Source organism: Acinetobacter sp. 1294243 (genome assembly GCF_000588015.1).
GTDB lineage: Bacteria > Pseudomonadota > Gammaproteobacteria > Pseudomonadales > Moraxellaceae > Acinetobacter > Acinetobacter pittii.
This window is the reverse complement of sequence record NZ_JFXG01000003.1, coordinates 226,001-247,390: the sequence shown is the minus strand read 5'-3', so window position 1 is coordinate 247,390 and position 21,390 is coordinate 226,001. Positions and strand designations below refer to the sequence as shown.

Genomic DNA, 21,390 nt, shown 5'->3' with positions numbered 1-21,390 from the left:
TTATATAATAAGTGATGATGAATAATGCGCTGTCGGACATTTTTCACAATCAAACCGAACTCTCTCGTGAACGGTTAAGCTTTTGTGAAGCCAATATTAAAGATCTTAATGAATGGGTCACTACCCTTTCTATTATGCAACTCGGTGATACGTCAAAAGCATTATTCACAGCCATTTTAGAGCTCAATGAATTAAAATGTAGTGAAACCTTACGTTTCGACCTCATACAAACGCTTCATCCGACCATTAACAATGTACTCGCCAGCCTAGAGAAAAACTTCTTTAACCAAGGCGTGATTAGTACAGATCGTAATGAGCACATTATTGAATTAGCGATGTTGCTCCGCTGCTATTTCGCCAGTATTTATTTAAATATTGCGCAAAATAGTCATGAGCAACTACAGCATCAAAAGTTTTCACTCTTTGCCTATAAGCAAAAAAAGAATTTGCAAACGGCGCGTATCTTATCGACGTTTCATGCTCTGCAACAATTAACCAATCTCCTCTATCAGCAGCATATGCTCTATAGTGAGCCCCTTAAAGGGCAATGGTTAATTGCGCATCAGCTGTATGAAACCGCAGTTCAACACAAATACCATCTCATCAATATCAATCATATTCAGGGCATACAACACCCTTTAGCGAATATTACGCAAGCTTATGCTCAGTTGATTTTGCTGGATATTTTAAATACGAATCAGATTCGTCAGTCAGAAATTCAGGCATTATTTCAATGTAGTTTTGACTGGGCAAGAATGATTCATATTTTGCCGAAAGATACCGCGTTAACGAAATATGTGGTCGATCCAAATAAAGACCATCCACCTGTCTATAATACAAAGCGTAGCTCTAACTTTAACCCTAGCATCTTCATCGGTACGCAAGCTTTACTTGAGCATGTCACTGCAACCATGCATAGAAATGCTCAATATATTTCTAAGAATGAAAAGTTTTATTTAAGCCCTGCTTTAAAATTTCATGTTCAAACGATTCTAGGAACCACGGCTCAACGTCGTCATGAACGTTATGAGTACAATGCAGAGCTTCAAATTTGTTTTGGTTTAAGCACTGCCCATTTCTATCTATCGAAAGCAAAAAACTTCGAAGAAACGCTACAGCTTAACCATAACTATAATTTACAAAGCGAAGCTAAAGTTTTATCCAACTTAGAGAAAAAAGAACAACAAACAAGCTCTTATCAACGCTTGAGTCGTGAAAGCAAAACCATTTATCAAACCACCGTTCTCGATATTAGTGTCAATGGATATCGTATTAAATGGTCTGGCGAAGCACCGAAAAACTTAAGAACTGGCGAATATATTTTAGTTAAAGAAACTTTGCATGGACAATGGCGTGGCGGTGTAATTCGCTGGATTAAACAATCGACAGAAAAGTCCCTAGAGTTAGGTTTAGAAATTTTGTCGCAAGCCATGTTCCCTTGTTCAGTGCATATTCAAGCTGAGCGCCATACTCGCAATTATCATCCCGCACTATTACTACAAACACAAAATCTAGAAGAAATACAAAATACGCTTATTTTACCGGGCTCTCAAATTTTTAGAGAGCAACAAACAATTCATTTACGATTGGGGACAGAAGAAATCAAAGTGTATCTACTCAAAGCACAACTCATTACGCAAAGTTTTATTCAATTTCATTTCGAGCTTTTGAATGAGCAGCAACAAGGTCTGCTTGATCAGTTCATGATGAAAAAGGGTAATAACTCTAGCACTCAAGATTTATGGGAAGCACTAAAGTGAGAAACTCTTTATTATCTAAAAAGTTAAAACGTACTGAAACACGTTTACTCATTATTGATGACAACCAGCTACGTTATAACCAGATTTTAAATTTATTATTGGGGAATGATTATCAAGTTCAGGCGTTATTACTTGATGATTTAAAAAGTTTTGAAAAACAGTTAAATACGCCGTGGGATGCTATTATTTTTGGTCGTGCTTATGACCTAAAAATTGAACAAACTCTCTCCCTCATTCAAGCATCTGAGCAGCCAAATTTACCTGTTTTATTATTACAACCTGAAGATTATCAGCCTCAGCAATATCAGACTTATATTCAAAAAGGTATCTATGATGTAGTTCCATTAGAACCATTAGATTATTTTTATATCACTCTTATTCGGACCTTGTCATATAGCCACTTATTGCAGACTGAACAACGCCTAACAAATGAGCTAGAAACAATTCACTCCCATACACAAACATTGGTCAACAATAGCCATAAAGCTGTTGCCCTTTTTCAAGAAGGGATGCATGTTAAGGCAAATACAGAATACCTCAACCTTTTTGGGTTTAAACAAGAAGACGAGATTATTGGTCTACCGATTTTAGATGTTTTACAACCTGATGATTTAAATGTTTTTAAACAAAGATTTAAGAAAATTTCATTAGGCCAATTTGATCAGGCCCGTTTTGAAATTCAGAGTCAACATGCAGCAATCGCAGGTAACAATGCTCTAAAACTAGAGTTTATTCCTAGTCAGGAAGAAGATGCCGTACAGCTAACCATTGACTATCAACTGAATTTAGCAACACCTGCAAATACACTTTTTTCAGAAAAGAGTTATGGTGTGCAAGCACCTTGGCAACAAATTAATCGACAACTATCGACCTACCCTGCTCAAGCCAATGCTTTAATTTTATTTAAATTAAATCAGTGCCCAGAGCGAGTATTTCAACAAGATTGGCAAACTCCTGCACAATATTTTAATCAGCTGCACAGTTTCTTAAAAGAACACGCGCAAATGCCGATTTTTAATATTGAACTTGGTGCATATATTGGCATTTTACAAGCTGAAAACAGCACAGTCCTTAACTCCCAACTGACTAGTCTGCAAAGTTTGCAAAAAGAGCATTTATTAAAGATTAATGAGCTTAATTACTCGATCCAATTTAAGCTGAGCTATGTCCCAATTACTGAACCTGTAAATGAAGATAGCTTTACAAGCTTACTGGCTCAAACAAGTCAGCAAGAGTTACCTAAGGCGCAGGCAGAAATTGAGTTGGCACCAACCGTCGATATTATTGCTCCTGAGCCTGTTAAACCTTCTATATCGCTTGATCTAAGCCTTGAGCAAGTCGATGCTCCTTTGCAATCTTCGTTATTGCAGCAATTAAAGCAGCAGCTAGCTCGAAGTGAAATTCATTTAAAATATCAGCAAATCTACGATAAACACGATCAAGAAACCCATAACTATGAGGTGACTAGCGGTTTTATTAGCGATGAACAATGGTATGACATAAATGACTTGGCTGAATTAAGAGAAGACAGTGAACTTTCTATTCAATTAGATCGCTGGATTTTGGTTGAGGCATGTAAGCAACTACATAACTTTATTACTCAGTACCCGAAAGCTAAACTGATTATTAACCTGAATATTGATATCTTGCTCAAAGATAAATCTTTCCCTGAACTCATTTCGAAATTACTCACTATTATTGGTAGTAAGCTTGAAAGCCCACTCGTTTTACAATTTTCAGAACAGGCAATTCAGCCTCATCTTGCAATTGCCCAGCAACACATAGCTCGCCTGCGTCAACACGGCGCAGAAATTTCGATTCGGGATTTCAACTCTTCTACTTATAGTGAATCAATATTGCAGCAACTTGATGTTCAATATTTAAAACTACAGTCGAAGGAAACAGAGCTATTAAAATCAGATGAGGGACTAGCCCGATTACAAGAAAAGGTTTTGAACTATTTGACCGTAAAACCTGTAGGAATTTTACTGAGTGATCTAGATGATATGAACCTATTTGCAAACGCTTGGAATGTGGAAACGCGTTTCTTACAAGGCCGCTATTTCCAGAAAAAACTTGATCGATTAACAGACGTACAAGACCAATAATGGTCTTGTACTGAAAAACAAAAAACGGGCATAAAGCCCGTTTTTTGTTTCGTGTTGCAGTATTAACGCTTGATAGAGCGAGACATACCAGCAAAACGTTGTTTGAATTTGTCGATACGACCACCAGTGTCTACATTCTTTTGCTTACCAGTGTAGAATGGGTGGCAAGCTGAACATACGTCAAGGTAGATAGTTTCTTTACCTAAAGCAGAACGAGTTTCGATTACGTTACCGCAAGAACAAGTTGCAACTAATTTTTCATATTTTGGGTGAATATCGGCGCGCATCGTCGATTACTCCTAATTGGAAGAAAGGCTTAAGCTGTCATCGCAATTGATCACTCTCAACTAAGTTGAGGACAGGCTCAAAATGAGCAGATCAACACCACAACAGACCATTCTTTTGGCCCACCGAAACCTCTAGGGTTAGAGCTAAGCACAACAAGTGGGCAACATTATACGTCAAATAATTTTCTTTTGCGAATTAATCTTTCGATTTAGCCCAGTAATTTGCAATCACCCCACACACCATTAATTGGATTTGGTGAAAGATCATAATAGGCAATACGATCATGCCTAAAGGCTGACCAATAAATAAGATTTGTGCCATCGGAACACCACTTGCCAACGTTTTTTTAGAGCTACAAAAGAAAACCGTGACTTGATCTGCTCGGTTAAAACCTAAAGCACGCGGTAGGTAAAGTGCTAATAGCATAATAATCGTTAAAAGTACTGAACACGCAATTGTTAGAATGAGTAAAGTTTTCCAACTCACTTGGTGCCAAAGCCCTGCAACCACTGCTCCACTAAATGCGCCATACACCACCATCAAAATTGAGCCTTGATCGAATGCTTTAACAATACTCGGAACTTTTGCCATATAAGGGAAAATATAAGGACGTAATAATTGACCTAAAATAAATGGCACTAACAGTAATAATGTAATTTGTATAATTGAAGTCGTCGGGTCAAATCCATGTTGGCTTTGGCCTAAAATAAAGAAGCTCACCAATACTGGTGTAATAAACATACCAATCAAATTTGAAAAAGATGCACTACACACGGCTCCCGCCACGTTCCCTTTTGCCACTGATGTAAATGCAATAGAAGATTGAACTGTAGAGGGTAAAAAGCACATAAATAAAAAACCCCAGTACAGCTGTTGGCCTAATAGAGGCAATAAAATCGGCTTAGCCAACAAACCAATTACGGGGAAAATAAAGAAAGTAAATGCGAAGACCAATAAATGCATTTTCCAATGCAAAATACCTTCAATCACAGCCTCACGTGATAATTTCGCACCATGCAAAAAGAATAAAATTGCAATTGCGACTGTGGTCAGTGTATTGAAATATTGAGCTGCTTGACCACTGACTGGAAAAAATGTTGCTAGTAGTACCATTCCAACTAACAAAACTGTAAATCGATCAAGAGCCAATAACTTCAGCATAGCCATTTCCTATGATTATTCTAGATAAATAAAAAACCCAGTTGATAAATTGACCATTTGGTCAAGCGTTCATCATACTGGGCTAAAAAAATAAAGCTAGGCTTTTAAGAACTAATTCTTAAAGCATCACAGTCAATTTTTAGTTATTTGTCGCATTAGCATCTTGTTGAATCAATTCGACTTTATAGCCGTCTGGATCTTCAACAAATGCAATCACGGTAACACCACCTTTCATTGGCCCCGCTTCACGCACAACTTTGCCACCACGTGCTTTAATTTCTTCACACGCTTTGTAGGCATCGTCAACACCAATGGCAATGTGACCATAGGCATTGCCTAAATCATAACTTGATGTATCCCAGTTATGGGTAAGCTCAAGCACGGTATTGGTTTCTTCATCACCATAGCCAACAAATGCTAGTGTAAAGCGCCCTTCTTCATAATCACGCTTACGAAGTAACTTCATCCCTAATACTTCGGTATAGAACTTTAAAGATTGTTCTAAATTGCCTACTCGCAACATTGTATGAAGCATTCGCATATATTTATCTCCTAGAAAACTTTCATTTTGATGATTGATTAGCCAACAACTTACCCACCCAAATCACGAGTAATAAAATTGGTAATCCCATCAAAAATGTAGCCGTAAAAAAGCCTGAATAACCGATATGATTCACTATTGTACCTGAGTAACCACCAATCGTTTTTGGTAACAACAGCATTAGCGAGCTAAAAATAGCATATTGCATGGCAGTAAATGACACACTAGTTAAACTAGAAAGAAATGCAATAAAAACTGCCCCAGCTAATCCGGAGGCTAAGTTATCAAATATGATGCCCATTACTAACCAAACTTTGCTATAAGGAACAACTACTTTTCCTTTCAATTCGATATCAACATTTTTATCAATCGGAATCGCTGGAATATCGGATAAACTCATACGATAACGAGGTTGATTCTCTTCTAGTTGCTTTTGATAAGAATGGTTTAAAGTTAAAGTATGTATTTGCTTATTGGCTTCATAATTTGCTACTACTTGTATTGAATTAAGTTTAGCAAGATCATTTCCAGGAATAATAACATTCCAGTCACTACCTTTAATCTTACCTTCTATTTTATTTTGTGAATTCGATAAAATACTAACTGATTTTAGCTCACCATTTTTAGGTAGATTCAATAAACTACCATGAAGAATTACATCTTTTTTCAGTTCATCTTTATATAAAAGATTATCTCCACCAATTGCTTGAACATAAATATCTGGTTGTGATTCTGAGTTAAATAATTTTAATGGAAGGTTTATCTTTAAAGGTTCAGCATAGCCTACAGGCTGAGAATTAATTGAGACTTCATTCTGAGCTGACGTCAATGTATTACTCGGGAATTTTAGTGACCAATTTCCCACTTCATCAGGGCTTGTAGTATAAGTGTGATCCCCTATATGAACTTGAACATTTTGCATAGTAGCGCCAGATTTAACTAATCCAACAAAAATCAAGTTGGTAGTGCTTGCTAAAATTGCTCCTAACAACATCATTTTCATTACATTATAGCGTTGCGCTAACATTCCTCCGAGAAAACCACCCAATATGACAAAGAAGATTGCAAAAAACTTATTAAACCAAGCAATTTCCTCTTTATCAAAATTTAAGTCTAAATAGAATAAATTAGCCATTACACCAGCAACGACATCTGAAATACGATAAAAACCTATTAGCAATAAAATTGCTAAAGCAACTTTTAATCCATATCGCTTAAAAAAATCTAGTAAAGGTGACAACCATGTTTCTACAACAATTTTCTTATTAATTAGACCAAACTTAATTAACCCAAAAATTACAATAACCGCAATTGATATACTAATTAAAAATTTAATGACTAAAAGTAGAAAGTTTAAAAAAGCATCTTCGATAGAAAACGAATCAAAAATTAAACCAATTTGGTAAAAGCTAATCCCAAAAACGATGGTTGAAATAACAAAAACCGAGAATAACTGAAAATAGTCTTTAGCTTGATAGTGATGTTGAATACGTTTAACTTCAGGCTCATGAATAAATAATGTTGTAATTATTCCTATACCCATGAGGCCTGCCATTAATAAATATGTAGTTCGCCAAGCTTCATATATATAATTACCAACAGCCGTACCCAGTGAAGCTGCAAATAATAACGCACCTAATTGTGTAATGATTGTAGCAGTACGATATCCAGCATTATACGTTGAAGCTAAAACAGTTTGCACATTAGGATCTTCAGTTAATTCAATACGATAAGCATCAACAATAATATCTTGCGTAGCTGACGAGAAGCCAAGGAAAATAGCAGCTGCTGCCATAATGGTCAGATTTGAAAATGAGCCAAAATCAGAAGTATTCGGTAAGGGATTTGTAAATGCCATTAAGCAAATTGCACAGATAACCAAAATTTGTGCAACTAATAGCCAACTACGTCTTAACCCCATTTTTCTTGTTAAATAAGGAAGTGGTAATTTATCTATCAAGGGTGCCCAAATAAACTTGAACGAATAAGCCAAAGCTGCCCAAGAGAACATCGTGATAGTACTTCTGTTAATTCCAGCCTCAGTCAACCAAAATGATAAAGTTGAAAAAATTAGAAATATGGGAATTCCTGATGAAAAGCCTAAAAACAACATAATAATTGCTCGGCGATCCAAGAAGGCCATAAAGGAACTTTTCCACCCTTTTGATTCAGCACTCATTCGTTTTTTATTTTCCATAAATTATAAATGTGCCTATTCAAACCCTTCTTACAATTGCTTTCAAGATTCTTTATGCAATCAATTTTGTTTTGGCGATAAAAACGGCAAGTTTGCTTGATATTTTATGCTAAACCTGTATACCTTTAAGCTTCAACCTTCGTTTTCTTTTGCTGGATATCAACAGTGACACAAAAACTTGATCAAGTGACCATCTCAACTTTATCACTCGCTAAAACAAACACCACAAACGTCACAATAAATGCATTTCCTTCAGCTTTTGAGCAACCTGATATAAAAATGACTTTGGATAAAACAGCCTTAAAACCCGAACAACTAACACATATTCCAGATTTTGAAAAAATTCCAGCTTCTACAAAACGTATAAAACCGCTTAATAACTTTTTAGGTCAAGACCGTGCCAAAGCATCGGTAGAAGCAGGTATTTCCTTACCCTACTCTGGCTATAACATTTTTGCAGTAGGAACAGCAGGCTTGGGTAAACGCACCATGATTAAGCGTTTACTCCAACAACATGCGAAAACAATGCCTACTCCAGATGACTGGGTATATGTCTATAATTTTAAGCAGGCACGCCAACCACTTGCTTTACGCTTCCCTGCTGGACAAGGAACTAAGTTTCAACATGCCCTTCATCAAACTTGGCAAATTATTTTAAAACAGCTTGAACGCCGTTTTAGTGCGGAGACCTATCATAACCGTATTGAGCGTATCCGTGAGGAAACTGGAGATGAGCAGCAACAAGCGCTTGTCGAGTTAACCAAAGAAGGTGAAGAACTCGACTTAAAACTCATCTCCCGTAATGAAAAGCATGGCTTTGTACCTGTACAAGTAAAAGATGATCAGGTGCAAGAACTGACTCAAACAGAAATTGATGCTTTAAATACGAAGCAACGTGCTGAAATTGCGGCGAATGTTCGCTACATGGATAAAAAGCTCGAGCGTCTTGGTTTGCATTTAGGTGATTTAGAAGATGACGCACGTGACAAAGTCTCTGTGTTGAATCGAGACATCGCGACTCAAGTGGTTAAGCCACGCATGGATTTGATTTTAAATAAATATGGTCAAGTCAAAGGCCTTGAAGATTATTTAAAACAATATGCTCAAGATGTAATTGATAATGTTGAACTCATTTTAGAGCAAGAAGAAGATGACTTTGCTCCGGCAATGTTCAATCGTGTGCCAGCACGTTATCAGGCTAATGTAATTGTCTCAAACAAACCAAACAGTGGTGCACCGGTTATTTTTGAAGATTTCCCAACACACTACAACTTGCTTGGTCATGTTGAACAACTTACTCACAACGGCACAATTACCACAGATTTCACTCTCATTCGTCCAGGTGCCCTACATCAAGCGAATGGTGGCTTTTTAATGCTTGAGGCCGAGCAATTACTCGAACAGCCTTATGCATGGCAAGGTTTAAAGCGCGCCTTAAAATCAGGCCAACTCAAGCTTTCTTCTCTTGAACATATGCTGACGTTAACAGGCTCTATCTCGATTGAACCTGCTGCTGTTCCGCTTGATATTAAAGTGGTTCTTATGGCGGAACCTGAAATTTATTATGAAATTTTAGAAGTAGAACCAGAGCTTGGTAGTGTCTTTAAAATTCGTGCAGATTTTACCGATACATTACAACGTAATGACGAAAATGAACAAGCCTACATGCAGCTAATTGCTGATTATGTACAAGCGGATAAATTACTTCCGTTTGATCGTAGTGCTTTAGCAGCTTTACTTACCGACTCTAGTCGTCAGGCAGAAGACCAAAGCTCACTGTCGTTACATGCTTCAACGTTGGGCGACCTCATTCGCGAAGCACATCACCATGCTTTTAAAGCTAATGAAAAGCTTGTAACTGACCAGCACATTAACTTGGCACTACAACATAGACAGTATCGCTTAGGCTATTTAAGAGAGCTTTACTGGCAAGATTTATCGCGTGGAACTCAGTTAATCGAAACTTCCGGTCATCGTTTAGGTCAAATTAATGCCCTCTCTGTTATTCACTATGCAGATGTTGAGTTTGGTTTACCTTCACGTTTGACTGCATCAGTCTATCAAGGTGGCGGCGATATTCTTGATATTGAACGTAGTGTAGAGCTTGGTGGTTCACTACATGCCAAAGGCGTATTACTTATGTCGAGCTTCTTAAAAGCTCACTTTGGTCGTGAACAGATTTTACATTTCTCTGCTGCGCTTGCATTTGAACAAAGTTATGGGCAAGTAGATGGCGACAGTGCAACAGTTGCCGAGCTTTCTGCATTAATTTCTGCAATTAGCCAAATACCAATTGATCAATCATGGGCAATTACAGGTTCTATGAACCAGTTAGGCCAAGTTCAACCAATTGGTGGTGTAAATGCAAAAATTGAAGGCTTCTATGATGCTTGTAAATTACAAGGTTTAACTGGCAAGCAAGGTGTCATTATTCCTCGTCAAAACATGCAGCATTTGATGTTACGCCAAGATGTAATTGATGCAGTACAAAGTGGTCAATTCCATATCCATGCGATTGATACCATTGATCAAGCGCTTGAGATTTTAATGGCCCGCCCTGTCGGTACACTCGACAAAAAAGGTAAGTACAGTAAACACTCTATTTATGCTGCTGTAATGGAGCAACTCGAATATTGGCAAGCCATTGAAGATGGCGCAGAAATTGAAGAGGAGCCAAAGAAGAAAAAGAAAAATAAGAAAAAAATTAAGAAGCATGAAGAGCTTACGGCAGAAGATCTGCCGCAAGAAAGTGTAGAAGAAGTTGCAACCTTAAAACAGAAGTAATAAAAAAGGGCCTGTCAAATACAGGCCCTTTTTACTTTTAGAGTGGCAAAATCAACGAACGATCTGAATCGCTCGTCCTCCTGCTAATTGACTAAAATATTGTTTAAGTGCTTCAACACAGCGCTGAATTTTCATTGGTTGTTGATCATGTTTGGCAACTTCTGCATACAAAGTAAAAGTTGGTAATTTCCAATCTGGCATGAGTTCAATCAAAGAACCATTTTTTAACTCTTTTTGAGCATCTAAATATAGAATTCGTGCAATACCATGCCCTTGCTGACATAACGCTTTTGCAACTTGTAAATTATTGCTCTGCAAACGGCTCTGCATTGCAATATTCAGTGTCTCACCTGTTTTTACATGGTGAAAATGGAAATGATGTGCGTCGTTCATGACATTGATCGACAATAACTCATGATCTCTTAAATCATTAGGATGCACAATTGGACTAGACTGATTTAGATAACTTGGAGAAGCTACTAAAATTTGATCTACAAAAGCCATTGGAATAACAGAGCTACTCTCTTCTACTGGAGTAGAGCTCATACGTACTGCAATATCTATTCGCTCTTCAATCAAATCAATATAACGATGCCCAACTTCAAAATGCACAGATAAACCGCGATGAGCTGACATCCAGTGAGATAACGCAGGAATGAGGTGCTGAACTGCTAAATCAGGAGTAGTTGCGATACGCAAATCCCCAATTAAGTCATCCCTCAACTCATTAATTCTGATTTTCCCCCGTTCAGCAGCCGCCAACATTTCTTGACAGCTTGAAAAAAAAGCCTGTCCGGCTTCTGTCAAACTAAGTTTACGCGTGGAGCGATGTAATAGAATTACATCCATTTCATGCTCAAGGGATCGAATCTGCTGGCTCACCGCACTTGTTGTAATTCCTAATTCACGTGCCGCACCACTAAATGAACTTTTTTCAACCACACAAGCAAAAACACCCATCGCACGAAGCTGATCTAACATAGGTTTCCTCAAATCTAATTCTAAATTTATAAAAAAATGCTTATTGTTGTAATGAAAGCAACCAATTATATTATACGAGGAAACCTAAGTTTTATGCATTAGCTATTTTGGTAAAAGATTTATAGGATTAATTGGTTTTCCATCCAAACGGATCTGGAACTCAAGCATGACCTGAGAAGCCCCAGTAGAGCCCATCTCGGCAATTTTTTGTCCAGCAGTTACATTATCACCGCTTTTCACCAACATCTTGCTATTGTGGGCATAGGCACTGATATAGCCGTCAATATGCTTAATTAAAACCAGATTGCCGTATTCTTTTAAGCCATCAGCTGCGTAGACAACTTGACCATCTGCTGCGGCATAAATAGGGTCACCCTGATTTCCACCATAACGGATTCCTTTGACATTATTTGCCAAATTAAACCCTTGAATCACTGGCCCATTATTCGGTTTTATCCAGCGCAAACTAGAATTTGGTGCAACCGAAGTCACTGTCGTATTCGTTGACGGTGCGGTCGTTGTAGGCTGAGTTACTGGTGTAACAGGTTGTGTGGTTGGTAGAGCAATGGTTTGACGTTTGATTTGCTCAGGTTGTGCCATGACTTGCGTAGATACTGTTCTTGGTGAAGAACCTTTCTTCAAACGCAAAGACTGATTAACATAAATACGATATGGCGGAGCAATATCATTCATTTCGGCAATACTAATATAGTCGAGGCCATAACGCATTGCGATACCACTTAAAGTATCACCTGAACGAACTGTGTAATAGTTAGGAGCCATTGCATAGCGAGAACTATTATTAATTTGTGGTTTAGAAGCACCCCCTGCCATAGCAACGGTAAAACCTACAGCCACAGACAACAACATAATTTTCATTATTTTGTCTTTTTGGATATGCACTCTGCTTTGTTGCCCAATTAAATGCATTGATCTCCCTCACTAAATGCTACAAATCATTTCGGCTAAGAGTACCAAAAAAGTAAGAGGAAACACGTTCCTCTTTTTCTTTATTCACAAAGTTATAACATTCGAGGCAAATTATTGACTCAAACTGAGCTGTAAATCTTCTAAAACAGCGTAACTTGTTGCATCCATTTGAATAGGGGTAACACTTACATAACCGTTTGCAACGGCAAAGAAATCAGATTGAATCTGGCTAGAAACACGTTGCGGATCTGTAACCGCCTCACCTGCTAGACCAATCCAGTAAACTTGACGGCCTCGTGGATCGACATGACTGGTAATAGGCTTAGATTGAGCACGGCGACCTTGATATGTAATCTGCGCCCCTTTTAACTGCGGTACGTCAGGAATATTGATATTAAAGATATGTCGCGGAGGCAAAGCTGGTAATCCGCTTGCAATAAAATCATGTACCCACTGAGCAGCCTGAGCATAATCTTCTTTATCGTTATAAGCACGTACATCAGGACCCGCTAAAGACACAGCGATTGCAGGTTGTTTCATTAAACGACCTTCAAATGCAGCCCCTACTGTTCCCGAATATAAAACATCATCACCTAAGTTTGCACCACTATTGATTCCGCTCACGACCAAGTCAAACTCAAAATCAAACAAACCATTCATGGATAAATAAACACAATCTGCTGGTGTACCATTCACTGCCCAAACATCTTCGGCAATTTGAATGGGGCGTAATGGTCGATCCAATGTTAATGCACTTGAGAAACCACTTCTTTCACTTTCTGGCGCAACCACAACCACGCGTCCAAGTGGTCTTAATGCTTCAGCTAAAGCCTGTATACCAGGCGCAAAAACACCGTCATCATTCGCAATTAAAATATTCACTAAAATCTTTCTCTACAAATAAACCTAAAGGTTTTCACAATTGAATTATTTGTTGAATTATATATATTTATGCCTCCATAGCATTATAAAATTGTGAAAAAATGAAAACTTTCGCTCCTTTTTTTCAGGTATTGGGGATCAGTATCACATTGTGTACGCAAGCGGTTTTTGCAGATGAGGATATCTCAACACAAGAGGCTGATAGCTTAATTAAAGATGACATTGCCGCAACGCAAGTTTTGCAGGAAATCTGCCCAGCTTTTGTCGGAACAAATAAAAAACTTGAGTCAAACGCTCAAAAGATTATTGCGATGTATTTAAGTGGTTATTCAAATAAATCAATGACCTTAGCGACTCTACAAAATGATGCTGAATTTAAAACTTTATTAAATGAAGCACGTCTTGCGGCAAAACAAATGGACCATCATGAACAACATGAGCTCTGTGAAGAGATCGTTAATTATAAAGAATAGATCTTACTCTTTTGTGATCTAGAAACTTATTCATTTTGGGTTTTCTGTTTGCCATTAAGCAGAAAACCAACATAACAATACATTTTTTCCATTTTTTTAAATTCTAAATTGGTTAAGCTAACGGCATATTTAGAAATTTTATTTTGGGTTATCGATGTTTATGAAGAAAAGCTTAGTTCAATCGCTCTCTTTGGTTTTACTTATGAGCATGGCAACAGCTGGTTTTGCTGCTGATAAGAAGAAAACAACTGAAAAGAAAACCGAAAATGAAAACGTTGTTGAAGTCACTCCACAACAAGGCACGACTCCTGAAGAATTAGCTGCAATTCAAGTGCTTTCTGAAATTTGTCCAAGTTTGATTGGTAAAAAAGACGCTGATTTTGCTCAAGGCTATGAACGTTTAGTTAAAGACTACCTACCAAATGAAACTGATGCTGTTTCTGCATTAGAAAAACGTAGTAAAGACAAAGCTTTCAAGAAATACTTAAAAGAAGCACGTAGCGATGCGAAAGCTGCTGGTGATGAACAAAACACATTAGTTTGCCAAGACGTGAAAGCATATCAATCGCAAAACTAAATTAGTAAAAAACTCTTGAGTTACAATACTGTTTGAAAAAGCCGACTTCTCCCGTAGAAGTCGGCTTTGCTTTATCCTAAAATGCTAGGCTCTTCTGCTTCATACAAGATATTGGAATTACCTAGAATGACTCGAAAAAGCGCTATTGCTGCACTACTCCTCTTACCAAGTTTTTCTTATGCAGCAACTGTCTTATCAGCTCCGCCAGAATTAAATAATAAGTCTTATGTATTAATGGATTATGAGACAGGACAAATTCTCGCTTCTAAAAATGAAAACGAAAAGCTTGCACCTGCGTCTATGACAAAAATGATGACCAGTTACATCATTGAACAAAAATTATTAAAAGGTGAACTCACTGAAAATGAGCAGGTTCGTATGAACGAGTCTGCATGGTGTAAAGGCAGTAGTTCTGAATCATGTATGTATGTTCCTTTAAATGGGACAGCGACTGTTCTAGAAATGCTCCGCGGTATTATTATCCAGTCAGGTAATGATGCATCAAAAGCAATGGCTGAACATATTGCCGGAAATGAAGGCACGTTTGCTCATATGATGAATCAGGAAGCAAAACGTATCGGCATGGTAAACACCCAGTTTATTAACTCGACTGGTATGCCAGCTGAAGGCCACTATTCTACTGCAAAAGATATGGCTGTGTTAGCACAACATATTATTAAAGACAGTTCAAAATACTACCCAATTTACTCTGAAAAAGAATTTACTTTTAATGGTATTAAACAAGGTAACCGTAATGCCTTGCTTTACACTGACCCAAGTGTAGATGGTTTAAAAACAGGTCATACAGATGAAGCGGGCTACTGCTTAACTACTTCTAGTAAACGCGGTCCAATGCGTTTAATTTCAGTGATTTTTGGTACTCCAAGCATGTCTGAACGTGCAGACCAAACTCGTACGTTACTGGCTTGGGGCTTTGCAAACTTTGAAACTGCAAATGTTCAACCAGCCAATCAAGTTCTTGCAAAAGCAAAAGTTTGGTTTGGTAAAGAAGATGAAGTTCAAGTCGGTTTAGCGGAAAACTTTAGTGTGACTATGCCTAAAGGTAAAGCTGATGGCATTAAAACTCAATTAGTCGTTCAACCTAACCTAAATGCGCCACTTCAAAAGGGTCAAGTTGTGGGTAAACTTGTTGCTAGCTTAGATGGCAAAGTAATTGCTGAAAAACCTTTAGTTGCATTAAAGCCAGTTGAAGAAGCAGGTTTCTTTGCTCGTTTAATCGACCATATCAAGCAATTCTTCAGCAACTTATTCTAATTTTAGAATAGTTGAATTAAGCACTCATGCTATTTAGCTTGAGTGCTTTTTTATTTTATAATTCGACTAAATTTTATTTTGATACTACTTATGGCAAAGAACATTCGTCCTTATCTTGAACATCACCCTCAAGTAGATAAAACATGTTATATCGATGAAATGGCTGTTGTAGTTGGTGACGTTAGCTTAGCTGAAAATGTTTCTGTCTGGCCTTTTGCAGTCATCCGTGGTGACGTAAATAGTATTCAAATTGGCAAAAACAGTAACGTACAAGACCATTGTATGTTGCATGTAAGCCATAAAAATGATGCCAAACCGAATGGTTCACCTCTGATTATTGGTGAAGATGTAACGGTTGGACACCATGTGACTTTGCATGGCTGTACCATCGGTAACCGTGTTTTAGTCGGAATCAACACCGTTATTCTAGATGACGTAATTATTGAAGATGATGTGATGATTGGTGCAGGAAGTTTAGTTCCACCTCGCAAAGTCTTAAAAAGCGGTTATCTCTATGTAGGAAGCCCTGTACAACAAGTGCGGCCATTGACTGAAAAAGAACTGGCGTTCCTTCCTTATTCAGCAAGACATTATGTAAAAGTGCAAAATAATCATAAAAATAGTGAAGTCTAACTTTGCTATTTTTAGTTTAATTGATACATATATTGCACTTACAAAAATAAGAAACCTTTGAGAAATAAATAATGAGCTTAGATAATACCCCTAGTTGCCCTACTGAACAGGAGCTAATAAACCAAATCAAAATCAATATTGAAAAATATGGATTACAAGTTATGGGAATTAGTGCAACGAACTATTTACCTTCTTTCAGTTACAGTGTGGGTTTATATGAGAGTTATCAGCATCCTGAAATTATTTGTTTTGGATTACCTACGGATCTAGCTCATCTCATTATTAATGATGTAGCAAACCTAATTAAAAATGGCGAAAAAATTACCTCCTATCAAGATTATGATGATCAGTTTTTTAAAGAAAGTCGTGCTCAGTTTTTACCTGTAGACTTCAGGAATATTGATGATTATTTTGGTGGGGCGTTAAATTATTACCAACATAATAAATTCTCAGCTTTACAATTAGTCTGGACTGATCGCAATGACAAATTTCCTTGGGAAGATGGATATCAAGAAGAGTTTATTTATGATCAGCCTTTACTAGATCGAAATGCTGATTTTAAATTTAGAGAGGCCAAAAATTTAGGGGTTTTCACCACTCGACAGTGTCTGGAGTTCAATCAACCTATTTTAAGAGTTGTACATGATCATGATGGAGATTGGCAATTTTTGACAGGTAATCAAGAACCTGAAGATATTCGTCTTGTCGCCTTAGAACAAATGATATTAAGAGATTCGAGCTTAAATGAAGTTTTTGATCTTGACTACGGCCAAACTGCTGAGAGAGACTCCATTAATAATTCATGGCAAATAACAAATCTTGATGAGTAAAAAGATTTATAAAATAATACTGTAATCTATAAAAATCTTATCGTAGCCAAAAACCCCTAAATTTCGTATTATACGTCTTTTAAATCATGGTGCTTTTTTATGGCCGCGTGGACTCCTCATGTCACTGTTGCTACAGTCGTAGAAAAAGACGGACGCTATCTGTTTGTAGAAGAGCATAGCGAAGGTTTTGTACACACAGTATTTAACCAACCTGCTGGTCATGTGGAATGTGGTGAATCATTAACAGAAGCTGCCATTCGAGAAACACTTGAAGAAACAGGCCATCATGTTGAAATTGATGCCTTGCTTGGTATTTATACTTATACCCCGCCCATGTTTCCGGACCGTACCTATTACCGTTTCTGTTTTCTAGCGCATGTAACTCAGGTTGAAAGTGATCCTCAACTTGACACAGATATTGTGGCTGCTGTGTGGATGACACCAGATGAACTCAAAGAATCTGCCCGTGCTCGCAGTCCTCTTGTGCTAAAAGCAGTTGAAGATGCTATGAAAGGCCACCATTATCCTTTATCGCTTATTTATGAGCACCCCTTCTCTCCCTCATTAACTTCTCATTTGGATGCCTAGTCCTATGCAACAACGTGTCATCGTCGGTATGTCTGGTGGTGTAGACTCTTCTGTTTCTGCAGCACTTTTACTTCAACAGGGTTATCAAGTTGAAGGTCTTTTCATGAAGAACTGGGAGGAAGACGACGGCACGGAATACTGTACGGCAATGGAAGACTTAGCTGATGCCCAAGCAGTAGCTGATAAAATCGGTATTAAGCTGCATACAGCAAACTTTGCTATGGAATATTGGGATCGAGTGTTTGAACTTTTCCTAGCTGAATATGCGGCTGGTCGCACACCAAACCCAGATATTTTATGTAATAAAGAAATTAAATTCCGTGCATTTTTAGATCACGCCATGACTTTAGGTGCAGACTTCATCGCAACGGGTCATTACGCACGCCGTGGTGAAACTACATATAACTCTAAAGGCGAAGCATATGCACCATTATTACGTGGTGTAGATAACAATAAAGACCAAACCTATTTCTTGCACGCTGTTCATGGTAGAGAAATTAATAAAACATTATTCCCAGTAGGTGAAATCGAAAAACCTGAAGTTCGCAAAATTGCTGAAGAACTTGATCTTGCTACAGCCAAGAAAAAGGACTCAACAGGAATCTGTTTTATTGGGGAACGTCGTTTTAATGACTTCCTTAAACAATATTTACCCGCTCAGCCTGGGAAAATTGTACTTGATACAGGTAAAGAAGTTGGTGAACATCACGGTCTGATGTACTATACGCTCGGTCAACGTGGCGGAATTGGTCTAGGTGGTTTGAAAGGTGCAGCAGAAGGTGCATGGTTCGTACTACATAAAGATCTGGCCAATAATCGCCTCGTTGTTGGTCAGGGACATGAACATCCACTCATGCAAAGTACTCAACTGTGGAGTGAGTCAATTGACTGGGTAGCTGGTGAACAAAATATTCCAGTTGAAGGATTACGCTGTACAGCTAAAACGCGTTATCGCCAACCTGATCAGGCATGTACAATTTTTATTGATGAAAACACTGAACACGGTGTTCGCGTTGAGTTCGATGAACCTCAGCGTGCTGTTACACCGGGTCAAAGCGTTGTATTTTATTCAGATGAAGTTTGCTTAGGCGGGGGGGTCATTCACCATACAAATGCCCCTACACCAAATTTTATTTAAGGGAATGAATGGCATGGTGGAGTTACCATTTCAACAATCACAAGCCTTGAATGTTCGCCAAAACCGTGCCCTTGCCTTGGCTGGGGTATTTCAGGCCACTCAGCTCACCCATATGACAGCCATGACGGGTCAGCAAAGTATTGGTGAAAGTGGTAACTTCTATTTTGAACTATTAATCAAAGCAAGTTTAAATATTCGCCCTACAGCCAACAATGGTGTTCAAACCTTAGATTTTTTTAATCAGTTGGCAGATATTTCTTTAGGGCTTAAAACACTCGAAAATTGTATTACTCAACCTTTTTCGAACATGCCTAAGTCTCGCCTTCCAAAAATGGGCACGGCCAAATTGCCAATGTCCTATGCGATGTCGCTCTTACAGCTAGAAAAAAAGGTTTATAGCAACCCTGAATATGTCGCAATCATTGAAAAAGCTCAGCAGAAAATTTTAAAACAGCTGTCTTTTTTTGATAATAACTACCTACACCCAAGCATTTTAGCCAATTTGGCGCAAACTTATGTTGATACGGCTGGCCAGATTAACCCACGCATTTTAGTTCGTGGTAATGCAGAAGCATTTAAAGATACCAACCATACTAACCGCATCCGTGCTTGTCTGTTTACTGGCTTACAAATGGCCCATTTATGGCGACAACTCGGCGGTAGTTCATGGAACATGATTTTTAGCAAACGTAAATTGCTACAGGATATTCAAGCACTTGCTCGTTTACAGTACCAAGTCGTTTAAGACTATAAACGAGATTTTTTAGTTTTATGTTTATTCCAACATTAAGGAATCGTTATGAACGCTTTAACCGCACTATCACCATTAGATGGACGTTATGCCAGCAAATGTGATGCGCTACGCCCTTTTCTTTCTGAGTTTGGTTTAATCCATGCTCGTGTCACTGTAGAAGTGCGTTGGTTACAAGCACTTTCTAACCGTCCGGAAATTGTTGAAGTTGCACCTTTTTCAAACGAAACAAATGCAGCTTTAGATGCAATTGTTAGCAACTTCTCTGAAGAAGATGCAAATCGTATTAAAGAGATTGAACGTACGACTAACCATGACGTTAAAGCAGTTGAGTATTTCTTAAAAGAGAAAATTGCTGGTATCGCTGAATTACAAAATGCGGGTGAATTCATTCACTTTGCATGTACTTCTGAAGACATCAACAACTTGTCTCATGCGCTTATGCTTAAAAATGGTCGTGAAGTTTTAGTATCAAGCATGAAGCAAATCCTTAATGCGATCTCTGCTTTGGCAACGACTCACGCTGAACAGCCAATGTTGTCTCGTACACACGGTCAAACTGCTAGCCCAACAACTTTGGGTAAAGAAATGGCGAACGTGGCATACCGTTTAGCTCGTCAAATCAAACAATTTGAAAACGTTGAGTTACTTGGCAAAATCAATGGTGCTGTAGGTAACTACAATGCTCACCTTTCTGCTTATCCAGATGTTGATTGGGCTGCTCATGCACAAGCTTTTGTTGAATCTTTAGGTTTAACATTCAACCCTTATACAACTCAAATCGAACCACATGATTACATGGCAGAGTTGTTTGATGCGTTACGTCGTTTCAATACGATTTTAATCGACTTTAACCGTGACGTATGGGGTTACATCTCTTTAGGTTACTTCAAACAAAAATTGAAAGAAGGCGAAGTTGGTTCATCAACCATGCCACACAAAGTTAACCCAATTGACTTTGAAAACTCTGAAGGTAACTTAGGTATTGCAAATGCAGTATTGGCTCACTTAGGTGAAAAATTACCAATTTCACGCTGGCAGCGTGACTTAACTGACTCAACTGTATTACGTAATATGGGTGTTGGTTTTGCACAAAGCTTAATTGCTTTCGATGCGTGCTTAAAAGGTGTTGGTAAACTTGAGTTAAATGCAAACCGTTTAAATGAAGATTTAGACCAAGCTCAAGAAGTTTTAGCTGAACCAATTCAAACTGTAATGCGTCGCTACAACATTGAAAAACCATACGAAAAGTTAAAAGCATTAACTCGTGGTCAAGCAATGACTCGTGACATGATGGTTAATTTCGTAAATGGTGATGAACTTTCTCAAGTACCAAGCGAAGAACGTGCGCGTTTAGCTGAACTTACTCCTGCAACTTATACAGGTAATGCAGCTGAACAAGCGAAACAAATTAACGATTTAATTAGCAAAATTTAATTAAAAAGTTTACAAAAAGCGGAGCTTAGGCTTCGCTTTTTTATTACACTCATATA

The 21,390-nt window shown here is 38.0% G+C and carries 19 protein-coding genes; 12 read left to right on the top strand and 7 right to left on the bottom strand.

Going from position 1 to position 21,390, the window contains the following annotated elements:
* The first annotated feature begins 14 nt into the window (after positions 1–14).
* Together J655_RS10710 and J655_RS10705 are read left to right on the top strand one after the other, a co-directional pair.
* The gene (locus tag J655_RS10710) at positions 15–1,760 is read left to right on the top strand and encodes a hypothetical protein (RefSeq protein ID WP_032007348.1); all 1,746 of its coding nucleotides are present in this window, start codon (positions 15–17) and stop codon (positions 1,758–1,760) included.
* Complete coding sequence (locus J655_RS10705) at positions 1,757–3,868, top strand: EAL domain-containing protein (RefSeq protein WP_080973457.1); 2,112 nt, start codon at positions 1,757–1,759, stop codon at positions 3,866–3,868. Before J655_RS10710 ends, J655_RS10705 begins: the two co-directional genes overlap by 4 nt.
* A gap of 62 nt (positions 3,869–3,930) precedes the next feature.
* Here the strand turns inward: J655_RS10705 and rpmE are convergent, their stop codons facing one another.
* From rpmE to J655_RS10685, 4 genes are all read right to left on the bottom strand, one after another.
* Positions 3,931–4,155, bottom strand: coding sequence for a 50S ribosomal protein L31 (rpmE, locus tag J655_RS10700; RefSeq protein WP_001200845.1), 225 nt, complete (start codon positions 4,153–4,155; stop codon positions 3,931–3,933).
* Between the two features lie 196 nt (positions 4,156–4,351).
* Entirely contained in the window at positions 4,352–5,323 is a 972-nt protein-coding gene (locus tag J655_RS10695; RefSeq protein ID WP_080973456.1) for a bile acid:sodium symporter family protein, read from the bottom strand.
* Between the two features lie 133 nt (positions 5,324–5,456).
* Entirely contained in the window at positions 5,457–5,858 is a 402-nt protein-coding gene (gene gloA, locus J655_RS10690; RefSeq protein ID WP_005067992.1) for a lactoylglutathione lyase, read from the bottom strand.
* Between the two features lie 22 nt (positions 5,859–5,880).
* The gene (locus J655_RS10685) at positions 5,881–8,055 is read right to left on the bottom strand and encodes an AmpG family muropeptide MFS transporter (RefSeq protein ID WP_032007352.1); all 2,175 of its coding nucleotides are present in this window, start codon (positions 8,053–8,055) and stop codon (positions 5,881–5,883) included.
* A gap of 165 nt (positions 8,056–8,220) precedes the next feature.
* On the opposite strand from J655_RS10685, the gene J655_RS10680 reads away from it, so the two are divergent.
* Positions 8,221–10,839 (top strand): Lon protease family protein, encoded by a 2,619-nt coding sequence (locus J655_RS10680; RefSeq protein WP_005067989.1) that lies wholly within the window; start codon positions 8,221–8,223, stop codon positions 10,837–10,839.
* A gap of 51 nt (positions 10,840–10,890) precedes the next feature.
* Here J655_RS10680 and J655_RS10675 read toward each other — a convergent pair whose 3' ends face one another.
* From J655_RS10675 to surE, 3 genes are all read right to left on the bottom strand, one after another.
* The gene (locus J655_RS10675; protein WP_032007353.1) at positions 10,891–11,820 is read right to left on the bottom strand and encodes a LysR family transcriptional regulator; all 930 of its coding nucleotides are present in this window, start codon (positions 11,818–11,820) and stop codon (positions 10,891–10,893) included.
* Positions 11,821–11,922: 102 nt separating this feature from the next.
* Entirely contained in the window at positions 11,923–12,750 is an 828-nt protein-coding gene (locus J655_RS10670) for a peptidoglycan DD-metalloendopeptidase family protein (protein ID WP_031968531.1), read from the bottom strand.
* A 111-nt stretch (positions 12,751–12,861) separates the two neighbouring features.
* Positions 12,862–13,632 (bottom strand): 5'/3'-nucleotidase SurE, encoded by a 771-nt coding sequence (gene surE / locus J655_RS10665; protein ID WP_032052349.1) that lies wholly within the window; start codon positions 13,630–13,632, stop codon positions 12,862–12,864.
* Between the two features lie 101 nt (positions 13,633–13,733).
* On the opposite strand from surE, the gene J655_RS10660 reads away from it, so the two are divergent.
* From J655_RS10660 to purB, 9 genes are all read left to right on the top strand, one after another.
* Entirely contained in the window at positions 13,734–14,105 is a 372-nt protein-coding gene (locus tag J655_RS10660; protein ID WP_005073292.1) for an MCR_0457 family protein, read from the top strand.
* Positions 14,106–14,259: 154 nt separating this feature from the next.
* Positions 14,260–14,682, top strand: coding sequence for an MCR_0457 family protein (locus tag J655_RS10655; protein WP_002118406.1), 423 nt, complete (start codon positions 14,260–14,262; stop codon positions 14,680–14,682).
* A 126-nt stretch (positions 14,683–14,808) separates the two neighbouring features.
* Positions 14,809–15,957, top strand: coding sequence for a D-alanyl-D-alanine carboxypeptidase PBP5/6 (dacC, locus tag J655_RS10650; protein WP_002118558.1), 1,149 nt, complete (start codon positions 14,809–14,811; stop codon positions 15,955–15,957).
* 90 nt (positions 15,958–16,047) lie between these two features.
* On the top strand, positions 16,048–16,590 hold the full coding sequence (locus J655_RS10645; protein WP_032007354.1) for a gamma carbonic anhydrase family protein: 543 nt from the start codon (positions 16,048–16,050) through the stop codon (positions 16,588–16,590).
* Positions 16,591–16,661: 71 nt separating this feature from the next.
* On the top strand, positions 16,662–17,420 hold the full coding sequence (locus J655_RS10640; protein ID WP_032007355.1) for a DUF4262 domain-containing protein: 759 nt from the start codon (positions 16,662–16,664) through the stop codon (positions 17,418–17,420).
* 99 nt (positions 17,421–17,519) lie between these two features.
* Complete coding sequence (locus J655_RS10635) at positions 17,520–18,008, top strand: NUDIX hydrolase (RefSeq protein WP_032007356.1); 489 nt, start codon at positions 17,520–17,522, stop codon at positions 18,006–18,008.
* 4 nt (positions 18,009–18,012) lie between these two features.
* On the top strand, positions 18,013–19,146 hold the full coding sequence (mnmA, locus tag J655_RS10630) for a tRNA 2-thiouridine(34) synthase MnmA (protein WP_032007357.1): 1,134 nt from the start codon (positions 18,013–18,015) through the stop codon (positions 19,144–19,146).
* 13 nt (positions 19,147–19,159) lie between these two features.
* Complete coding sequence (gene hflD / locus J655_RS10625) at positions 19,160–19,891, top strand: high frequency lysogenization protein HflD (RefSeq protein ID WP_002118587.1); 732 nt, start codon at positions 19,160–19,162, stop codon at positions 19,889–19,891.
* 54 nt (positions 19,892–19,945) lie between these two features.
* Positions 19,946–21,334, top strand: a complete 1,389-nt coding sequence (purB, locus tag J655_RS10620; RefSeq protein ID WP_002118712.1) for an adenylosuccinate lyase — start codon at positions 19,946–19,948, stop codon at positions 21,332–21,334.
* Positions 21,335–21,390: the final 56 nt, after the last annotated feature.